At 38.1% G+C, this 16,599-nt stretch carries 20 protein-coding genes; 3 read left to right on the forward strand and 17 right to left on the reverse strand.

Annotation, left to right across the window (positions count from 1 at the left end):
- Positions 1 to 90: 90 nt before the first annotated feature.
- From L2716_RS08735 to L2716_RS08775, 9 genes are all read right to left on the reverse strand, one after another.
- Complete coding sequence (locus tag L2716_RS08735; RefSeq protein ID WP_236333726.1) at positions 91 to 726, reverse strand: nucleoside/nucleotide kinase family protein; 636 nt, start codon at positions 724 to 726, stop codon at positions 91 to 93.
- Positions 727 to 758: 32 nt separating this feature from the next.
- Complete coding sequence (locus L2716_RS08740; RefSeq protein ID WP_236333727.1) at positions 759 to 1,559, reverse strand: class I SAM-dependent methyltransferase; 801 nt, start codon at positions 1,557 to 1,559, stop codon at positions 759 to 761.
- A complete protein-coding gene (locus L2716_RS08745) occupies positions 1,556 to 2,041 on the reverse strand; it encodes an HIT family protein (protein ID WP_236333729.1) in 486 nt (161 codons plus the stop codon). Before L2716_RS08745 ends, L2716_RS08740 begins: the two co-directional genes overlap by 4 nt.
- Positions 2,041 to 2,391 carry a hypothetical protein gene (locus tag L2716_RS08750; RefSeq protein ID WP_236333731.1) on the reverse strand — a complete coding sequence of 117 codons (351 nt, stop codon included), beginning with the start codon at positions 2,389 to 2,391 and terminating at the stop codon, positions 2,041 to 2,043. The genes L2716_RS08745 and L2716_RS08750 overlap by 1 nt, the downstream gene beginning before the upstream one ends.
- Positions 2,392 to 2,550: 159 nt before the next feature.
- Positions 2,551 to 4,749 (reverse strand): YhgE/Pip domain-containing protein, encoded by a 2,199-nt coding sequence (locus L2716_RS08755; RefSeq protein ID WP_236333733.1) that lies wholly within the window; start codon positions 4,747 to 4,749, stop codon positions 2,551 to 2,553.
- Between the two features lie 104 nt (positions 4,750 to 4,853).
- Complete coding sequence (locus tag L2716_RS08760) at positions 4,854 to 5,429, reverse strand: TetR/AcrR family transcriptional regulator (protein ID WP_236333735.1); 576 nt, start codon at positions 5,427 to 5,429, stop codon at positions 4,854 to 4,856.
- A gap of 152 nt (positions 5,430 to 5,581) precedes the next feature.
- A complete protein-coding gene (locus L2716_RS08765; RefSeq protein ID WP_236333737.1) occupies positions 5,582 to 6,583 on the reverse strand; it encodes a phosphotransferase in 1,002 nt (333 codons plus the stop codon).
- Between the two features lie 84 nt (positions 6,584 to 6,667).
- The gene (locus L2716_RS08770; protein WP_236333739.1) at positions 6,668 to 6,940 is read right to left on the reverse strand and encodes a hypothetical protein; all 273 of its coding nucleotides are present in this window, start codon (positions 6,938 to 6,940) and stop codon (positions 6,668 to 6,670) included.
- 38 nt (positions 6,941 to 6,978) lie between these two features.
- Entirely contained in the window at positions 6,979 to 7,449 is a 471-nt protein-coding gene (locus tag L2716_RS08775; RefSeq protein WP_236333741.1) for a non-canonical purine NTP pyrophosphatase, read from the reverse strand.
- 525 nt (positions 7,450 to 7,974) lie between these two features.
- On the opposite strand from L2716_RS08775, the gene L2716_RS08780 reads away from it, so the two are divergent.
- Together L2716_RS08780 and L2716_RS08785 are read left to right on the forward strand one after the other, a co-directional pair.
- Positions 7,975 to 8,169: a helix-turn-helix transcriptional regulator gene (locus tag L2716_RS08780; protein ID WP_236333742.1), complete on the forward strand. Its 195-nt coding sequence runs from the start codon at positions 7,975 to 7,977 to the stop codon at positions 8,167 to 8,169.
- 2 nt (positions 8,170 to 8,171) lie between these two features.
- A complete protein-coding gene (locus L2716_RS08785) occupies positions 8,172 to 8,606 on the forward strand; it encodes a hypothetical protein (RefSeq protein ID WP_236333744.1) in 435 nt (144 codons plus the stop codon).
- Positions 8,607 to 8,696: 90 nt separating this feature from the next.
- On the opposite strand, the gene L2716_RS08790 is transcribed toward L2716_RS08785, so the two are convergent.
- Positions 8,697 to 9,344 carry a DUF1801 domain-containing protein gene (locus tag L2716_RS08790; RefSeq protein WP_236333746.1) on the reverse strand — a complete coding sequence of 216 codons (648 nt, stop codon included), beginning with the start codon at positions 9,342 to 9,344 and terminating at the stop codon, positions 8,697 to 8,699.
- A gap of 97 nt (positions 9,345 to 9,441) precedes the next feature.
- Positions 9,442 to 9,678, reverse strand: a complete 237-nt coding sequence (locus L2716_RS08795; protein ID WP_236333748.1) for a DUF3977 family protein — start codon at positions 9,676 to 9,678, stop codon at positions 9,442 to 9,444.
- A 134-nt stretch (positions 9,679 to 9,812) separates the two neighbouring features.
- On the opposite strand from L2716_RS08795, the gene L2716_RS08800 reads away from it, so the two are divergent.
- A complete protein-coding gene (locus L2716_RS08800; RefSeq protein WP_236333750.1) occupies positions 9,813 to 10,136 on the forward strand; it encodes a hypothetical protein in 324 nt (107 codons plus the stop codon).
- 54 nt (positions 10,137 to 10,190) lie between these two features.
- On the opposite strand, the gene L2716_RS08805 is transcribed toward L2716_RS08800, so the two are convergent.
- The 6 genes from L2716_RS08805 to lpdA form a co-directional block, all read right to left on the reverse strand.
- Positions 10,191 to 10,952 (reverse strand): class I SAM-dependent methyltransferase, encoded by a 762-nt coding sequence (locus L2716_RS08805; protein WP_236333752.1) that lies wholly within the window; start codon positions 10,950 to 10,952, stop codon positions 10,191 to 10,193.
- A gap of 13 nt (positions 10,953 to 10,965) precedes the next feature.
- The gene (locus L2716_RS08810) at positions 10,966 to 11,508 is read right to left on the reverse strand and encodes a cysteine hydrolase family protein (protein ID WP_236337837.1); all 543 of its coding nucleotides are present in this window, start codon (positions 11,506 to 11,508) and stop codon (positions 10,966 to 10,968) included.
- A gap of 289 nt (positions 11,509 to 11,797) precedes the next feature.
- On the reverse strand, positions 11,798 to 13,138 hold the full coding sequence (locus L2716_RS08815) for a dihydrolipoamide acetyltransferase family protein (protein WP_236333754.1): 1,341 nt from the start codon (positions 13,136 to 13,138) through the stop codon (positions 11,798 to 11,800).
- Between the two features lie 20 nt (positions 13,139 to 13,158).
- Positions 13,159 to 14,142 carry an alpha-ketoacid dehydrogenase subunit beta gene (locus tag L2716_RS08820; RefSeq protein WP_236333756.1) on the reverse strand — a complete coding sequence of 328 codons (984 nt, stop codon included), beginning with the start codon at positions 14,140 to 14,142 and terminating at the stop codon, positions 13,159 to 13,161.
- 12 nt (positions 14,143 to 14,154) lie between these two features.
- Entirely contained in the window at positions 14,155 to 15,147 is a 993-nt protein-coding gene (locus L2716_RS08825; protein ID WP_236333758.1) for a thiamine pyrophosphate-dependent dehydrogenase E1 component subunit alpha, read from the reverse strand.
- 26 nt (positions 15,148 to 15,173) lie between these two features.
- Positions 15,174 to 16,595, reverse strand: coding sequence for a dihydrolipoyl dehydrogenase (lpdA, locus tag L2716_RS08830; RefSeq protein ID WP_236333760.1), 1,422 nt, complete (start codon positions 16,593 to 16,595; stop codon positions 15,174 to 15,176).
- Between the last annotated feature and the right edge of the window lie 4 nt (positions 16,596 to 16,599).

A 16,599-nucleotide genomic window follows, 5' to 3' on the forward strand; every position in this document is an offset into this window, starting at 1 on the left:
TAATCCATGTGAAATAAATCAGTGCTGTGACGCCTATTACAATGAGGAGCCTTTTTCATATAGGTCCCCTTTCAAGTCGCATATAGTCCATTACGCTCTATGGTTTTCTGAAACCACGGATTGAATGTTTGTTAATAGATCCATTGAATTGACATGTGCAGTATTGGCTGGAAAAGTCTTTATTATCTTATCCACATTATCCTGAACCGTCTTTGCCTCTATTAACTGAACATATCCATCTTCAAATTGATTCAAAGATTCGTAATACTGTTTATATTGTTCGGCAATTTTTACGTGTTTTTCAAAATTTCTTCGCTTCCTCGTTAAATCATTCTCTTTCCTGTATTTTAAATTCAGATTATTGGTATGTAGGAAATAATATTGATCAGGGAATTCAATTTCCTTTGCTTCGATTGCCTCTTTAAAAAACGCATAGATTAAGTCTAAGTTTTGATCAAAAATCTTAAAGTCAAAACACCAATTGTAACTAAAAGGGTGGAACAGATCACCGTCAAAAATGATATGGTCGAACCTTTTCAACTGCTTTTGTGCAAGTTTCCACCGATCGATCTGACGTTCAAAATACCAGGTTTTTGATGCTCTTATAGGTCGTTCAAATAACTGATTAACCTCTGGCACAACATATGCATTTATTTGTTTTGCAACTTCATTGGAAGTTGTTGTTTTTCCTACCGCACTAGCTCCTTCTAAAGACACAATTGACATAATATCTCCAACTTTATTAATTATTTCTTCATCTAATCTTTAGTTGCAAGAACCGTGAATAATCCTGGTAATCTTTCTTCTATTTTTTCTGGTGAATCTTTTGGAAAAGCCCATCTGATATTAGCTTCTTCTTCAAGAGAGCGAATTGTTAATTCAGCTTCAACCATGGATGTCACAACTTCTCCTAATGTCCATCGTCGTATTTTATTTTTCTTTAAACTGTGCTGTTCATTCTTTTCTAATAATTCACCATAAGCTACATTCACTTCTACAAGGCTCGTATCAAAGTAATCCCCATTAGCGATCATTTGCCGATCCGAAACTGAAAGTAGTTTCGAAACAATTGGATGAAAATCTCTTAAAATCAATTTCCCCCCAGGCCTTAGAGATTCGTAAATCACTTTAAATAAAGGCTTTAAGTCCACAAAATAATGTAGTACACCGAGTTCTAAAATGACATAATCAAAATCTAATAGTCGTTTCTCTTTAGGAATGTTCAATACGTCCGAAACAATATAGTCAATGCAAACGTCAGCGGCCTGAGCTAATTCCATTGCGTATTTTCTATTTTCATGAGAAATATCTACAACAGTAACGTCAGCATCTAACAAAGCGAAGGATACTGCTTTATTTCCTTTTGATCCTAGTAAATTAGCAATTCTTTTACCCTTAACCTCGCCCATATACTTTAAGTAATGAGCGACAGACCTTTCACGATCTGCAATTAAAACTTTTGCATATTCACTTGGATTACCATGGCGTTTTACCCAAGCTTGGTAGGCTGACTGATTCCAAGCCTCACCGTTGATTTTACTTACAGAAATTTGATTCACCTAGTATTACACCCTCTTATCGATGTTACCTTATAAATCTCTTGTTTCATTTTTCTTTGTGCATCCGTTAATTTAGTTTCATCAACTAATGTACATTCACTTTCGTCTTCTATATAAAAGTCTGCGAAATTTTGACCTTCGTACCTCGGAACAATGTGCATATGAAAATGCGTAAGCTCATCGAATTGCCCACCGTTTTGACAGATCGTTATTCCGTCAGGCTCATACAAATTCCTTATAGCGCTTGAAATAATTTTGGCCGCTTTTACTATAGAAAATGCTGAATGATCATCAAGCTCATCAAAGTAACAATAATGATTTTTAGATAAGATCAGTATATGACCTTCGTTAAACGGATTGTGATCTAAAAAACAACAGACAAATTCGTCTTCATATACGACGTAAACGGGTGCGTTTTGATTTGCTAAATGACAACCTAAACAATTCATTTCTAATATCCTACCTACCTCACCATGTCCCATTATGGTTTATTGCTTTTCAAAAACGCGATTAGCTCTTCCTCACTATATGTTGTTAGTACGATTTCTTTTGTCGTGAAGACTACAAAGGCTGGCGTTTTTTCTAACTCTAGAAATTTATATTGATTATTAATATCTGTTAATGATTTTCTGCCGTGTATAGTACCTATGCTTCTAATTTTATTTTCATCTGTCCACTCATGCCAGGCGAATGTCTCATACTTCCCTGTGTCATCAACGACCAAAAGAGAATACTTAGACTTGTCATCTGAAAATAAAGGATGTGTTGCAACTTTTTCGGATTCCAGAACATCCGAGCATCCACCTATAAAGACGATGACTATACCTAACATAGTTAAAAGTCTTTTCAATACACATGACCTCCTCATCTCTTATGGTTTTAAACAAATAAACAACTCTCCTAATACCAATTATTTCAAATTTATGGTGGATTCTCAATATATATTTCATCAAAAAAAACGACAAGTGCTTTCACACCTGCCGTTCAATTATTATGCTTCAACTGTCTTTATATATTGTTTCTTAAATAGCCCGACCAAAAAGACTGAGGTCATTGCGATAAATACGATGAGATACCCCAATAGGATCAGTACATTTTGCCACATAAAATCAAAGTCTCCACTTGAGATGACCGCTTTAAATGCGGAAACGGAATAAGTCATTGGAAGCATTGCAGAAATTGGCTGCAAGACTGTCGGGATTAATTCTAATGGGAATGTCCCAGCACTTGTTGTCAGTTGTAAAATTAAAATAATAATGGCAACGAATCGTCCCGGATCCCCCATTAATGTTACGAGCATTTGAATTAATGCCAGGAATGTAAGACTTGTGACAATAGTCGTCAGGATAAATAATGGAACACTTTCTACTTCAAGACCTAATCCAAACAATAAAATTCCTACAGCAATTAATGATTGAATAATCCCTACTGTTGTAAGAACTGCGAATTTACCTAAGAACCAACTTAGTCCACTTGACGGACGACTAGCTGGATCTTTAAGTGGAAAGACAATTGAAATTAATAGTGCCCCGACGAATAATCCGAGTGATAAAAAGTAAGGCGCAAAACCAGTACCATAGTTTGGAACATGGTTGATTTTCTCATTTTTCACATCGACTGGCGCGGCCATCATATCATATGTGTCATCATTCGCTTTAACACTGTTCGCTTCTTCAGCAGCACTCTTAAGTTTAGATTCGTATTCAGTTGTCCCATTGGAAAGTTTCGTTGAACCCTCAGCCAGTTCTTGTGATCCTTCTGCTAGCTTCTTAGATCCATCGGTTAACTGGGTCGAACCATCATATACTTTGTTAATACCTGCATTTAACTCACTTGCACCTGAAGCAACGCTAACGGTTCCCTCATACACTTCATTTAGCTTACCGTTTAACAAGGCAACGTTTTTCACAATTTCATTTTGGCCTGCTTGAAGTTGTTCAGAGCCTTGATCAAGTTGGATTGAACCATCTACCAGTTGATCAACACCACCTTGGAGTTGCTTTTGACCATCATTTAGCGCACCGATACTTCCAGCAAGCTTATTCGCCCCACCTTGGAGTTCTGAAGCACCCGTACTGAGTGCATCCGTACCTTTTTCAAGACCAGTTGCTCCATTCTTGATCTGATTAATAGCGGATTGAATTTGTTTCTGCTTTTCTTCAGGAAGACTCTCCATCAGAGGAGCTAATTCATTTTCAAGTTCTGCTGCACCAGACCCTATTGTTTGAGCACCTGATTTTGCGCTTTCCGCTCCCCCTTTGAGAGCACCGATCTTTTCTGCAAGTTGTTTAGAGCCAGCATGTAATTCAGATGTATTTTCAATAGCACTGGTTAGGCCCGTATCAACTTGTTCAAGACCTGACTTACTTTGGTCAATTCCTGCTGCAAGGGAGTCAATCCCTGCCTGGACATCCTTTGTACCTTTATATAGTCGTTGCGTTTTCCCTGTCATAACGCCGACACCATCAGATAATTCCTTTGAGCCCTTAGCCAAATCAGTAGCACCTGATTGTACTTGAGCTACGCCACCTGTCAGCTCAACATTTTTTTCAGCTAATACAGCTAAATTATCCTTTAATTTATCCGCCCCTTGGGACAGGTCAATCGCGCCATTATTGATTTCACCAGCTTTGTCGCTAGCTGTTTGGAATCCATCTCCCATAACTTGAATCTTCTCAAACATCGTTTCTGCATAAGTTTGAGATACCGATTTAGAAAGACTCGCCTTAATCTCTTTCATCGCCGTATCACCGATTTGAGCAGATAGGAAGTTAAAGCTTTCATTTGGTACATATTTAAGCGAAAGCTTTTGTGGCCGATCCTCTAACAAAGTTGTTCCATTTTCCGAAAAATCTTCTGGAATCTCAACCAGCATGTAGTACTCTTGCTTCTCAAGGTTCTTATACCCTTCCTCTTTATCAACGAAATGAAATTCGAATTCTGAGCTATCCTTTAGTTTGTCTACAAGGTCATCTCCGATATGGAGGTCCTTTCCGTCAAACTCTGCTCCATCGTCACTGTTGACTACCGCAACTGGCAGATCCGACAGTTGTTCATATGGATCCCAAAACGACCATAGAAACATACCCGCATATAAAACTGGGATAAAGAGCACAGCTATGATTGGAATTAACAACTTTTTATTACGAAAAATGGCTTTAAATTCTGAACGAACAATTGATTTTTTCATGTTTACCTCCTGCTTTATGAATGTATGACCATATTATTCATTTGGTCACTTTAGTCCAAAAAATAAATGACTATCAAAAATTAGTCATTATTTCTCCAGAAACTTTACCTTCTGGATAATCCACTAATTAAATATTGTTCAAACAAATTGGCGATTTCATCTTTATTGAGTGGGGTATGATTTCTTTCCCAATCAAAGATAAGAGAGACATACAACTTCATCATTACAAAAGCCGTCATTTCAGGATCACATGGCTTAATAGCTTCAGATTGGATCGCCTTTTCAATTTGTTGACTAACGAAATCAACGACCTCTTTTTCCATCCGGTTGACCACATCGGATACTGCAGGTGTACCTATTTCCACTGCTTCTTGATGAAGCTTAATGGTCAGTTGATGCTCTTTTCGGAATTCCAACAAACGAAATAATGCATGATGAACATTTTCTGAAAAAGAGGCTTGAGGATCAAGCACCTCTTCTGCTTCACGCTTCATTTCATTCAATAATGAGCTTACAATCTCGTCAAATAATTCTTCCTTGTTTTTAAAAAACGTGTAAATCGTCCCTTTTCCTACATTCGCTAATTTCGCCACTTGATCCATCGTTGTAGCTTTATAACCGAAAAGGGAAAACGAATTCGTCGCAGCTTCCAAAATCTGCTTTCTACGATCAATTGCCACGAAAACACCTCCTATAACACCGACTGACCATTTTTGAAATCCGGTCAATTCCTGACTTTAAAAAGTCTATCACACTAATTAAAAATTTACTAGTGATTTCATTACGAAATCATTGAGGATATGTCATTGAAGAACTGTTCACAAACAGAATGTTATTTTAACCATTGTTTTATTTTAGGAATTGTTTCCGCATATCTGTTCAAGTCATCTAGTGTCTCAATTACTTGACTACTACCTACCTTTTGTTCAGATTCATTAGTACATTCAATCCATAAGGATCGTTTCAAATTATATTCAAGCCAGCCTAATTTGCTTAGAAAACCCATAGCCAATACTACATTCCAATTTGCATTTAACATTCCGAACCTTTTCTTATATCCATTTATAAATACAAAGAATTTTGCTTTATCGATGTTTCCATTACCACTTTTAGTCCAATACATGGCTGTCTCCATTAAATCATGCATCGGATTTATATAACCAGCTGACTCCCAATCAATGAGGACGGGGGCACCATGGTTCCAAATCACATTTTTCGAATCTAAATCTCTATGACTTATAACCATTTTTGATGATAGCAATTTGGCTGCCTCAATCGCCATGGCATTCCATTCAAAGAGCCGATCGCTGTTTTCTTTTAGTAAGGTAAACCAATCCGCGTGATTTTCGCGTCCTTTTTGCAAGTAAATATTCCAGTCGGTTAGGTGTTCATTTTCTAATATTCTCTCTTGTTTAATGCCTAACTCTGAAAAATCTGTTTGATGAATATCTGCAACAATCTCTCCGATCTTCTCACAATGATCCTTGCTAATTTCATTTGGCTTTAGACAATTTCCTTCTATCCAATCGAAAACGAGGTAACAATGATTGTCTAATTCTTGTACGAACGTACCATTAAGCTTTTTAGCTGGTAGAGCAGGTATGCGAGTAGACGCAATTTCTGCAATTTGTTCTGAATGGATATAATTTTTCAATGCAGTTGGTCTACGCATGATTTGAGGATTTAATATTTTAACTGCATATTTCCCTTTAGCTGTATCAACAGCATACATTTGGTGTAACAATCCGCCCAGAATCTTTTTAGGTGCCTCATTCAACTCTCCAAGTTGGGCATTTTCACACATCTTTTTAATTATAGATTGCAGATCACTCATGTTACCTCCATTTGTACCTTGTTTAATTTCATTGTCAGTAAGTTTTGTTATCGCTACCTGGATAAGGACCTTCTTTCAATTCCATCACTTGTTTAAGCCTTTAGTATGCAGCTGGTAATAACATAATGTAACCATCATAATTCCAGCTACAAGAAATATCGTCCCGCTGATTAAGAAACTATTAATATAGCTTTGTATAACAATGTGGTAAAGCGCTGTATCCGCTCCACCTTTACTGATTAACCAAAATTCAGCAATAGATGTTCCGAAATCAACACTAAAAAATAGAAATACGAATCCACATACGATTAGTGAAAAACCTACAAAATTAAAATGCTTAAAATTTTCTTTCGACATATGGGTCCCCCAAACTAATCTCTTCACAGTTTTTAAACTTAATAAAGACTGTTGTACCATTCTCCAAATTTAATCATACATGAATCTTCTTTTTGGTCGCGATATTCAGTAAAGTCTTTATCGTTGAATTCAGCTAATGTTTTATCATAATTCTTTGGGATAAATATGTACCATAAGTCTGACCATTTCTTATCATTTTCTGTTCCTCTCATTTCGTCCGATATCATACCAGGAGAACTACTTTCAAAGAACTTCATTATTTCACCATCATAGAATGCTAAACACGATCTAAATTCACTAAACCTATTCTCCACATTGATCAATAATTTCAGTACACCATCGATACCGATGGTTTCCAACATATGATTTACGTATGCTCTTGGAAATCCGTTCAATTCAGATATGAAGAATCCAGAGTCTAGGGCAATACATGGACGTTTTACAATTGCATACGCTTGTAACACCTTTTGTTTTGCAATTTCTTTGATATCGTCACTTTCGGGGTTCAATTAAGTCTGCTGCAATAGGTATTACTTGAATATCATTCAAATCCATTTGAGCTGACGCAATCTTTCCTGTATTAGTGGTAACAAAAACGATCTCTTTCATAGCTTTACTATTCCTTTCTAGAACAATTCGATAGTCTTTAAGTCTTCCTGTGAGATAGTTTCGTGAAAATGAACATAAAAAACAGATAAATTATGGTTGATTTCCATAAAAAGCGAATAGATTTCTCTCTTTTTTCGTGTGTGAACTGTTGTTTGGACCTAAATATCATCTGATTTAGTTCACTTTTGCCTAATTTAGGTCGTTATCTACAAATTCACAAGATTATATAGAAAAACGAGCATTTATCTAAAAAAGTTGAATTCCGTATCCCCAACATCATTCCTCTAATACCAATTATTTCAAAATATTTGGGTTAACTCAATCAATTTTTATTCATAAACATCCATAAAATAGAATTATGTAAATTATAATTGACATTTTGTAATATATATCATAAAGTAAGTATGGAAGGAGATGGATTTTTTTTGAAAAACAAAAAGATGAAGATCGCCCGACTTGAAGCCGACTTATCCCAAGAACAATTGGCAGTGATTGTTGGAGTCACAAGGCAAACCATTCATTTAATTGAAGCAGGAAACTACAACCCTAGTCTTAAATTATGTATTGCAATAAGTAAAGCTCTAAATAAAACATTAAATGATTTATTCTGGGAGGAATGAGTGTGGAAAAGTTAGTTAAAGAAACTAAATTAACCATTATTGTTTCGCTGCTTGTTAGCTTTGCTCTATTTGTTACTTGGATTATTTTAGAATTAACCGGTACTCCCTTCACAGACAACAAAGCTTTCTTAGCTTTATCCCTTATTCCCTTTAGTGTGGCATTGGCTTCATTCCTCAAACTTATGAAAATACAGAAATCTCCGAATGCGATTATATCTGAAACAGATGAGAGAATTGTTGCCCAAAAAAATGAAGCAGACGCAAAAACATTGAAGGTACTCCAAGGGATTTTGTTCCTACTTTATTTAGCGTATACATTTATCGTACCTGAGGATGTTTTCAAATCGATCGTTTGGTGGGGAGCGTTAGGCATTCTATTTTTCTCTCTATTCGCTCCATTCATGTTTCGATATATGATTAAAAAAGAGACCTACTAAAATAGGCCTCTTCACGATCTTTAAAATGGGCGTGTTTTAGTTAAAGACACGCTCTTAATTGTGCATTTTTTTCTTTGGAAGATTAAGTCTTTATTGAATGTACTTGTGTGAGCCGTCACAATTGGGCTGCTTTTTCGAAAGTCCACATGTGCAATCATTTAATCCTTTTCCATTGAGAATACGTTGCTTATATTTTTCGATCCTCGACTCTCGGGTTTTAGCTTGTTTAGCTTTAGAAAAATAAAGAATGTAAGCTCTTTGTCGTCCAGGCGTCAATGCTTCAAATGCAGCTTGAAAATCTGGCATTTCATCGAATTTCATTTCAAGTTCTTCTGGAATTGAAAATTCATTTTTTCTTTTTACCTCTAAACCCGCTTTTTCCACTTCAATCGCTTCGAAAATATAGTCTTTCAAAATAGATTCCTTTTCAAGTATTTCGTCTACATTTGTGAATCGAATCTGACGAGCAGATTGGACATTCTCCGTTTGTTGAACTAAAATCCCAAGAGTATCTTTTAACAAGGCACCTTTGTGAAACAGTACCGCACAATATTCCTTAAAACCATGTATTAACACGATATTTTTATTCTCAAATGTATAACATGGATGCATCCATTTAAATCCTTCGGTCAACTCACAGTCAAGAGCGATCGTTCTCAGCTTCTCAAATTCTGCCTTCCACTTTTTAGTTTCACTTAAAAACTCATCTACCTTCGGATCCAGTTTACTAGTTGTCATCGAACATCACCTCACTTCAAGTTTCTGATACTTGAATATTCATCAATGTCAGGAATTATCCTGCAAGTATTTTCCTTTAGTCTATATGGTCGTTGCGCTACTGACTTACTACTCCAATGATGAATTTGAATCCTTTGCGATTTTTCTTCAAAAATTTTAATCCCTCTTTTGTATCGACTATAACTACATAGGTTCTTATCCAAACTCTTATGTACAATGAAAGACATTTAATAGGACCAACTATCCCTTTTACTTCATATTCGCTTCCATCTGATAATTCTGTTTCGGTTCTAACAAACCACTTATTCCCTACCCCAAGCTCAATGTATTTCAAAAAGCTCACCTTCTCAACTTTTAAACTGATTTACATTGGAGATTCAATTAATGAATACAAAATCCCTTCCTTATCTCCATAATTTGGTTGTTTTTTGATATATTTAATGTATCAAGATTAAAGGGGGATTGAGTGTGGCAAATTCGACTTTTGCGATTGCGATGTACAAGCCTAAAGCAGGTAAAGAGGAACAATTACTCGCTATCATAGAAAAGCATACTCCGTTATTGAAAACGGAAGGACTTATTACTGATTTTCAGCCGCTACTTCTTCGTAGTGAAAATGGTACATATTTAGAGCTGTTTGATTGGAAGTCTGTTGAAGCTAAGGATCGTGCACATAGCAATGATTCGGTTATGAAGCTATGGGAAGAGATGATGGAGGTAGCTGATATGAAGGAACTTTCATCATTAGCAGAAGCAGGTCAATTGTTCCCGAATTTTGAGCGAATAAAATAACGATCTAAAAAAGAGACTCCCCGATTATCAAATCATAGGGAGTCTTTTTAACATTTACAAATGGTATGCAGTTGCCTCAAAAGTAATGATTTCATCAAGTGTATCAGGATATTTTCCATATTCGTATCCCGATGAAATAACGATATTATTAAAGCCAATCGATTCTAAAATCATTTTAAACTCATCTACTCCATACCATCGTAATGGAAAACGCTCTAGTTCAGTTTGAACCAGCGATCCATTTCTCCATTTTTCGTAACGGTTGTGAGAAATTTTATATTGATTGATGTAGTCTACTTCAACCGTTTTATCTTCTAAAGTGATAACATCACCGTTGTCCAAATTCCATGTTCTTGTTGAGCTTGTGCCTATTGAAATATTTTGTTGTAAAAAGATATCAACAATCAACTTTCCGCCGTTTGACAAGTGTTGATGAAAATTCGTAAGCGCAGCAATTGATTGTTCCCTATCATGCAAGAGCAAAAATGTTCCCGTAGGCACGATAATCGCATCGTACTTTACATCACGCGAAAAGGACTCCATTTTTCCATTAAATAAATTCGGGTGCAATCCTCTTTCTTTACAATTCATTCGGCAGATTTCTAGCATGTCTTCTGAAAGATCGAATCCATCTACGTTCATACCCTTTTCGAGCAACGGTATGAGTAAACGCCCGGTACCAGTTGCCGGCTCCAATATTGGACCTTTTACGGTTGATAGACGATCGATATAATACTCAATATCTCCAAATGAATGTCCTATGGGCTTATCCAAATCATAAACTTCCGCAGATAATCGGCTATAGTAACCTAACATACTTTGATCCCCTTTATTGCGTAAAATTCTCTAAATATTGCTTCGTGGTCAATACGGTTGCGAATTCATCGTGTAGAGTTGCAAGTGAAATGTGATGTACAGTTTCTGCATCCACCTTGTTTCCATTATGGTCGTTCAGTTCAAATGCTGCTGTAGCATCTGAAAGTAAATATGTATCATACCCTAAATTTCCGCTCATTCTTGTTGTTGTTGAAACACAGTGTGGCGTCGTTAATCCAGTAACTACGACATGGCTTGTACCGATATTTTTCAAATAGTCATTGAGATCGGTTCCGATAAACGCACTAATGACTGTTTTTGTTATTATTTTTTCGTTATCAAGTGGAGCAACGATCTCTTTAATCGCAAAACCTTCACCATTTTCATAAAAAACTGAGCTTGGATGATCCGACTTGTGTTGAACATGAATGACTTCCCAACGGTTTTGCCGCCATACGTCCAACACTGTCTTGATGTTATTTTCTGCATTCAAATTGTTGCGCTCTCCCCACTTCTGGTCAAAAAATGCATCTTGGACGTCAACAATGAGAAGCATTTTCTTAATATCCAAATAATCTCCCCCCTAATTGCACATCAAATCCTACCACTAACCAACATTCTACATAAAATACCGCTTTCCTTTTTGTTACCCGTTAATCTATTCATCATAGGAGTACATCAGGAGGTCAAAAACCCAATATATGCACGATAATTTTGATAATTGCACGATAATCGAATTATATGCACGATAATTTGGTTTTTTGCACGATAATTGAATTTCCCGCCTTAATCAAATAAAAAAACGTGTACCAGTCGAGACTGATACACGCTTTCCATGATTCATTTTAGTAAATTGAAGTATTTTCTTTAGAAGTGTTCTCAACGATTTCCTTCACGCGAGTTAGGAATCGTCCGCATACTAATCCGTCTAAGACACGGTGGTCGAGTGACATACATAGGTTCACCATGTCACGGACAGCAATCATGCCGTTGTCCATTACGACTGGACGTTTAACGATCGATTCTACGGAAAGGATCGCAGCTTGAGGGTAATTGATGATTGGTGTTGATTGAATTGAACCGAATGAACCAGTGTTATTCACTGTGAACGTTCCGCCTTTCATGTCTTCACCAGAAAGTTTACCGCTTCGGACCTTACCTGCAAGGTCATTCACGTCTTTCGCAATACCTTTCAAGCTCTTCTCGTCAGCATTTTTGATAACCGGAACATATAGAGAATCTTCCGTAGCAACTGCAATCGAGATATTGATGTCTTTCTTCTGAACGATCTTATCGCCAGCCCACATTGAGTTGATCATAGGGAATTCTTTCAATGCTTCAACGACTGCTTTGATAAAGAATGGAAGGAATGTAATGTTGTATCCTTCTTTCTTCTTGAAGTCGCCTTTCACACCGTTTCGATATTCCACAAGATTGGTCACGTCTACTTCCATCATCATCCATGCGTGAGGAGCTTCGTGCTTACTGCGGACCATGTTGTCTGCAATTGCGCGGCGTACTCCACTTACAGGGATTTCAACATCGCCTGGTTCAACAGGAATGTTCATCGGCTTAGAAGCAGGTTTAGATGGTGCCGCTGCTGCTGCAGGTGCTTCTGCCTTAGGTGCATCAGCTTTCTCTGCTGCTGGAGCTGCATCCGCCTTCGGTTGATCACCTGCTTTCGGAATGTTACCAGACTCGATGATCTTCTGAAGATCTTTACGAGTAATACGGCCTTCCCGTCCAGATCCTTCTACTTGCTGAAGATCTATGTCATGCTCTTGAGCGAGTGTAAGTACTGCTGGAGAGTAGCGTACTTTACCGTTCTTCGGTTGTTTAGGCTTTTCTTTCTTAGGTGCTTCAGTAGATTTTTCAGATGCTGAGGAATCTTCTACAGGATCCACTTCAGTTGGAGCATCTTCTTTCGCTTCCGCTCCTGCTCCACCTTCTGTTTCGATGTAACAAACGAGTTCACCGACTTCAAGTGTATCTCCTTCACCAGCAACAAGTTCTTTAATTGTCCCAGTATATGAAGAAGGAATTTCTGCGTTTACTTTGTCTGTCATAACCTCTGCGATTGGGTCATACTTTTTTACTTGATCGCCAACTTGGATGAGCCACTTACTAATCGTACCTTCAGTTACACTCTCACCAAGCTGGGGCATCGTAATTTTTTCTGTTGCCATTTCGTTTCCCTCCTTGGAGATTAAAATTCTGCTAGATCACGCATTGCTTTTTCGACTTTATCAGGGTTGATCATAAAGTGCTTTTCCATTGTTGGTGCATATGGCATTGATGGTACATCAGGTCCTGCAAGACGTTGAATTGGTGCATCAAGGTCAAATAGGCAATGCTCACCAATGATCGCTGAAACTTCACTTATGATACTTCCTTCTTTGTTGTCCTCTGTAACTAATAGAACTTTACCTGTTTTCTTAGCTGCTTCTATAATAGCCTCTTTATCAAGTGGATAAACCGTACGTAAGTCAAGTACGTGAGCAGAATAGCCGTCTTTTTCAAGCTTCTCAGCAGCTTGAAGCGCAAAGTGAACTGCCAATCCGTAAGTGATGACCGTAATGTCCTCACCTTCACGTTTAACGTCTGCTTTCCCGATTGGAAGTGTGTAATCATCTTCAGGTACTTCACCTTTAATTAAACGGTAAGCACGCTTATGTTCAAAGAAAAGTACTGGATCTTCATCTCGGATTGCCGCTTTCAATAAACCTTTCACGTCATATGGAGTAGAAGGCATTACAATCTTAAGACCTGGTACGTTTGCAAATAGAGCTTCAACGGATTGTGAGTGATACAATGCGCCGTGAACGCCACCGCCGTAAGGTGCACGGATTGTAATTGGGCAAGACCAGTCATTGTTTGAACGATAGCGAATCTTAGCTGCTTCAGAAACAATTTGGTTAACAGCAGGCATGATGAAATCTGCAAATTGCATCTCAGCTACAGGGCGCATACCGTACATTGCTGCACCAATCCCTACTCCTGCAATTGCGGACTCAGCTAGAGGTGTATCAATGACACGGTCCTCTCCGAATTGGTCGTAAAGACCGTCTGTTGCACGGAATACGCCTCCGCGTACCCCAACGTCTTCTCCAAGAACAAATACTTTATTATCTCGTTCCATTTCTTCACGTAAAGCTTGTTTCACAGCATCTATATATGAAATTACTGGCATATTTTCGTCCCCCTATTCCGCGTAAACGTATTTGAGCGCACTTTCAGCTTCAGCGTACGCAGCATTTTCAGCGTAGTCTGTTGCTTCATCAACTTCTTGGTCAATGCGATCAGTGATTTCTTTTACTTTTTCTTCAGTCAAGAGTCCTAAATCTTCAAGATACTTCTTGAATGTTATAAGCGCATCCTTTTGTTTCGCTTCTTCCACTTCTTCACGCTCACGGTACGCACGATCGTCATCATCACTTGAGTGAGGAGTCAATCGGTAAGATACTGTCTCAACTAGTGTCGGACCTTCACCGCGACGCCCACGATCAGCCGCTTCTTTTACCGCTTCATATACAGCTAATGGATCGTTTCCATCTACAGTTACACCTGGCATACCGTAACCGATTGCACGGTCAGATACCTTTTCACATGCAAGCTGTTTAGATACAGGTACAGAAATCGCGTATTTATTGTTTTCACACATGAAGATAACTGGAAGCTTATGTACTCCAGCAAAGTTAGCTGATTCATGGAAATCACCTTGGTTTGAAGAACCTTCACCAAATGTAGTGAATGTAACAAGGTCTTTACCTTCCATCTTACCTGCTAAAGCAATACCTACTGCATGTCCAACTTGAGTCGTTACTGGAGAAGAACCTGTAACGATATTGTTCTTCTTTTGCCCAAAGTGTCCTGGCATTTGGCGACCACCTGAGTTTGGATCTTCTGCTTTCGCGAATCCAGAAAGCATCAGGTCACGTGCAGTCATACCGAACCATAGGACAACTCCCATATCACGATAGTAAGGCAGGACGTAATCCTTCCCCTTTTCGAGTGCCATAGCCGCACCGACTTGTGCAGCTTCTTGACCTTGACAAGAGATAACGAAAGGAATCTTACCCGCACGGTTCAAGAGCCACATTCTCTCATCAATCTTTCTTGCCATTAACATCGTTTCATACATGTTCAAAACTTGCTCATCAGATAAACCTAGTCTTTCATGACGATTTTCAGCCATCACATTACCCTCCTTAAGATCTTCAATTAGTTATGAATTGCTTTGCCATCTACAGCTAATGCTGCTTCACCAATAACCTCAGATAAGGTTGGGTGAGGATGTACAGAATGTGCAACTTCCCACGGTGTAGCATCAAGGACTTTCGCAAGACCTGCTTCAGAAATCATGTCTGTTACGTGAGGTCCGATCATATGAACACCGAGAATATCGTTTGTTTCTTTGTCAGCAATCAGCTTTACAAAGCCATCTGATTGACCGTAAACGAGTGCTTTTCCAATACCTTTGAAAGAGAACTTACCAATCTTCACATCGTATCCTTGCTCTTTCGCTTCATCTTCTGTCAAACCTACACTTGCCATCTCTGGGCTAGAATAGATACATTTAGAGATCATCGTATAGTCAAGTGGATGTGGATTTTCATTTGCCATATGTTCAACAGCGACAATTCCTTCATGAGAAGCAACATGTGCTAATTGCAAACCACCGATTACATCACCAATTGCATAGATATGATTGTCTTTCGTTTGGTAAAATTCGTTCGTTTGAATTGCACCTTTTTCAACTTGAATTTCAGTGTTTTGTAGGCCAATGTCTTCAACATTCGGTTGACGCCCAACAGAAACAAGCAGTTTTTCAGCAGAGAAGGATTTCTCTTCTCCTTTATGTTCTGCTTTAATCGTAACTCCTTCACCTTTTTCAAGTGTTTCAGGAAGTACTTTTGCACCGGTAACAATTTTCACGCCTTTTTTCTTCAGAATGCGCGTCGCTTCCTTAGAAACTTCTTTATCTTCTGTCGGAACGATACGATCTGCATACTCAAGAACGGTTACTTCTAATCCGAAGTCAATGAACATGGATGCCCATTCGATACCGATAACACCACCACCAACGATGATAATCGATGAAGGCAATTCTTCTAGATCTAACGCTTCGTCAGATGTCATAACTAGGTCACCATCAATATCTAAACCTGGTAATGTTCTAGGACGAGAGCCTGTAGATACGAGTAGATTTTTCGGTACAAGAATGACATTTTCCTCTCCATTATTGTACTCAACTGATATTGCACCAGGCATTGGAGAAAAGATTGAAGGTCCTAAAATACGACCGTGTCCTTCGTAAACATCAATTTTACCTTTGTTCATTAAGTGTTTCACACCGCCGTGAAGTTGATCGATGATCGCTTGCTTACGTTGTTGTACTTTCTCAAAGTTCAATGCAACGTCCTTTGCAATGACACCAAATTCTTCACCTTTCTTTGCAGTTGCAAATACTTCAGCACTACGTAGTAATGCTTTACTTGGGATACAACCTTTATGAAGGCATGTCCCACCTAGTTTTCCTTTTTCAACAATCGCTACAGTTAATCCAAGTTGTGATGCTCGGATTGCTGCTACATAACCGCCAGTTCCTCCACCGAGGATGACGAGGTCATAATTCTCAGCCATGATT

This window comes from Pseudalkalibacillus berkeleyi (genome assembly GCF_021608225.1).
Classification (GTDB): Bacteria; Bacillota; Bacilli; order Bacillales; family Fictibacillaceae; genus Pseudalkalibacillus; species Pseudalkalibacillus berkeleyi.

What these genes read in the sequence shown, in the direction of transcription:
- L2716_RS08735 (WP_236333726.1), bottom strand. Translation starts at nt 726, where the DNA reads ATGTCAATTGTGTCTTTAGAAGGAGCTAGTGCGGTAGGAAAAACAACA.
- L2716_RS08745 (WP_236333729.1), bottom strand. Translation starts at nt 2,041, where the DNA reads ATGGGACATGGTGAGGTAGGTAGGATATTAGAAATGAATTGTTTAGGT.
- L2716_RS08750 (WP_236333731.1), bottom strand. Translation starts at nt 2,391, where the DNA reads ATGTTAGGTATAGTCATCGTCTTTATAGGTGGATGCTCGGATGTTCTG.
- L2716_RS08755 (WP_236333733.1), bottom strand. Translation starts at nt 4,749, where the DNA reads ATGAAAAAATCAATTGTTCGTTCAGAATTTAAAGCCATTTTTCGTAAT.
- L2716_RS08765 (WP_236333737.1), bottom strand. Translation starts at nt 6,583, where the DNA reads ATGAGTGATCTGCAATCTATAATTAAAAAGATGTGTGAAAATGCCCAA.
- L2716_RS08770 (WP_236333739.1), bottom strand. Translation starts at nt 6,940, where the DNA reads ATGTCGAAAGAAAATTTTAAGCATTTTAATTTTGTAGGTTTTTCACTA.
- L2716_RS08790 (WP_236333746.1), bottom strand. Translation starts at nt 9,344, where the DNA reads ATGACAACTAGTAAACTGGATCCGAAGGTAGATGAGTTTTTAAGTGAA.
- L2716_RS08805 (WP_236333752.1), bottom strand. Translation starts at nt 10,952, where the DNA reads ATGTTAGGTTACTATAGCCGATTATCTGCGGAAGTTTATGATTTGGAT.
- L2716_RS08810 (WP_236337837.1), bottom strand. Translation starts at nt 11,508, where the DNA reads ATGCTTCTCATTGTTGACGTCCAAGATGCATTTTTTGACCAGAAGTGG.
- L2716_RS08815 (WP_236333754.1), bottom strand. Translation starts at nt 13,138, where the DNA reads ATGGCAACAGAAAAAATTACGATGCCCCAGCTTGGTGAGAGTGTAACT.
- L2716_RS08820 (WP_236333756.1), bottom strand. Translation starts at nt 14,142, where the DNA reads ATGCCAGTAATTTCATATATAGATGCTGTGAAACAAGCTTTACGTGAA.
- L2716_RS08825 (WP_236333758.1), bottom strand. Translation starts at nt 15,147, where the DNA reads ATGGCTGAAAATCGTCATGAAAGACTAGGTTTATCTGATGAGCAAGTT.
- lpdA (WP_236333760.1), bottom strand. Translation starts at nt 16,595, where the DNA reads ATGGCTGAGAATTATGACCTCGTCATCCTCGGTGGAGGAACTGGCGGT.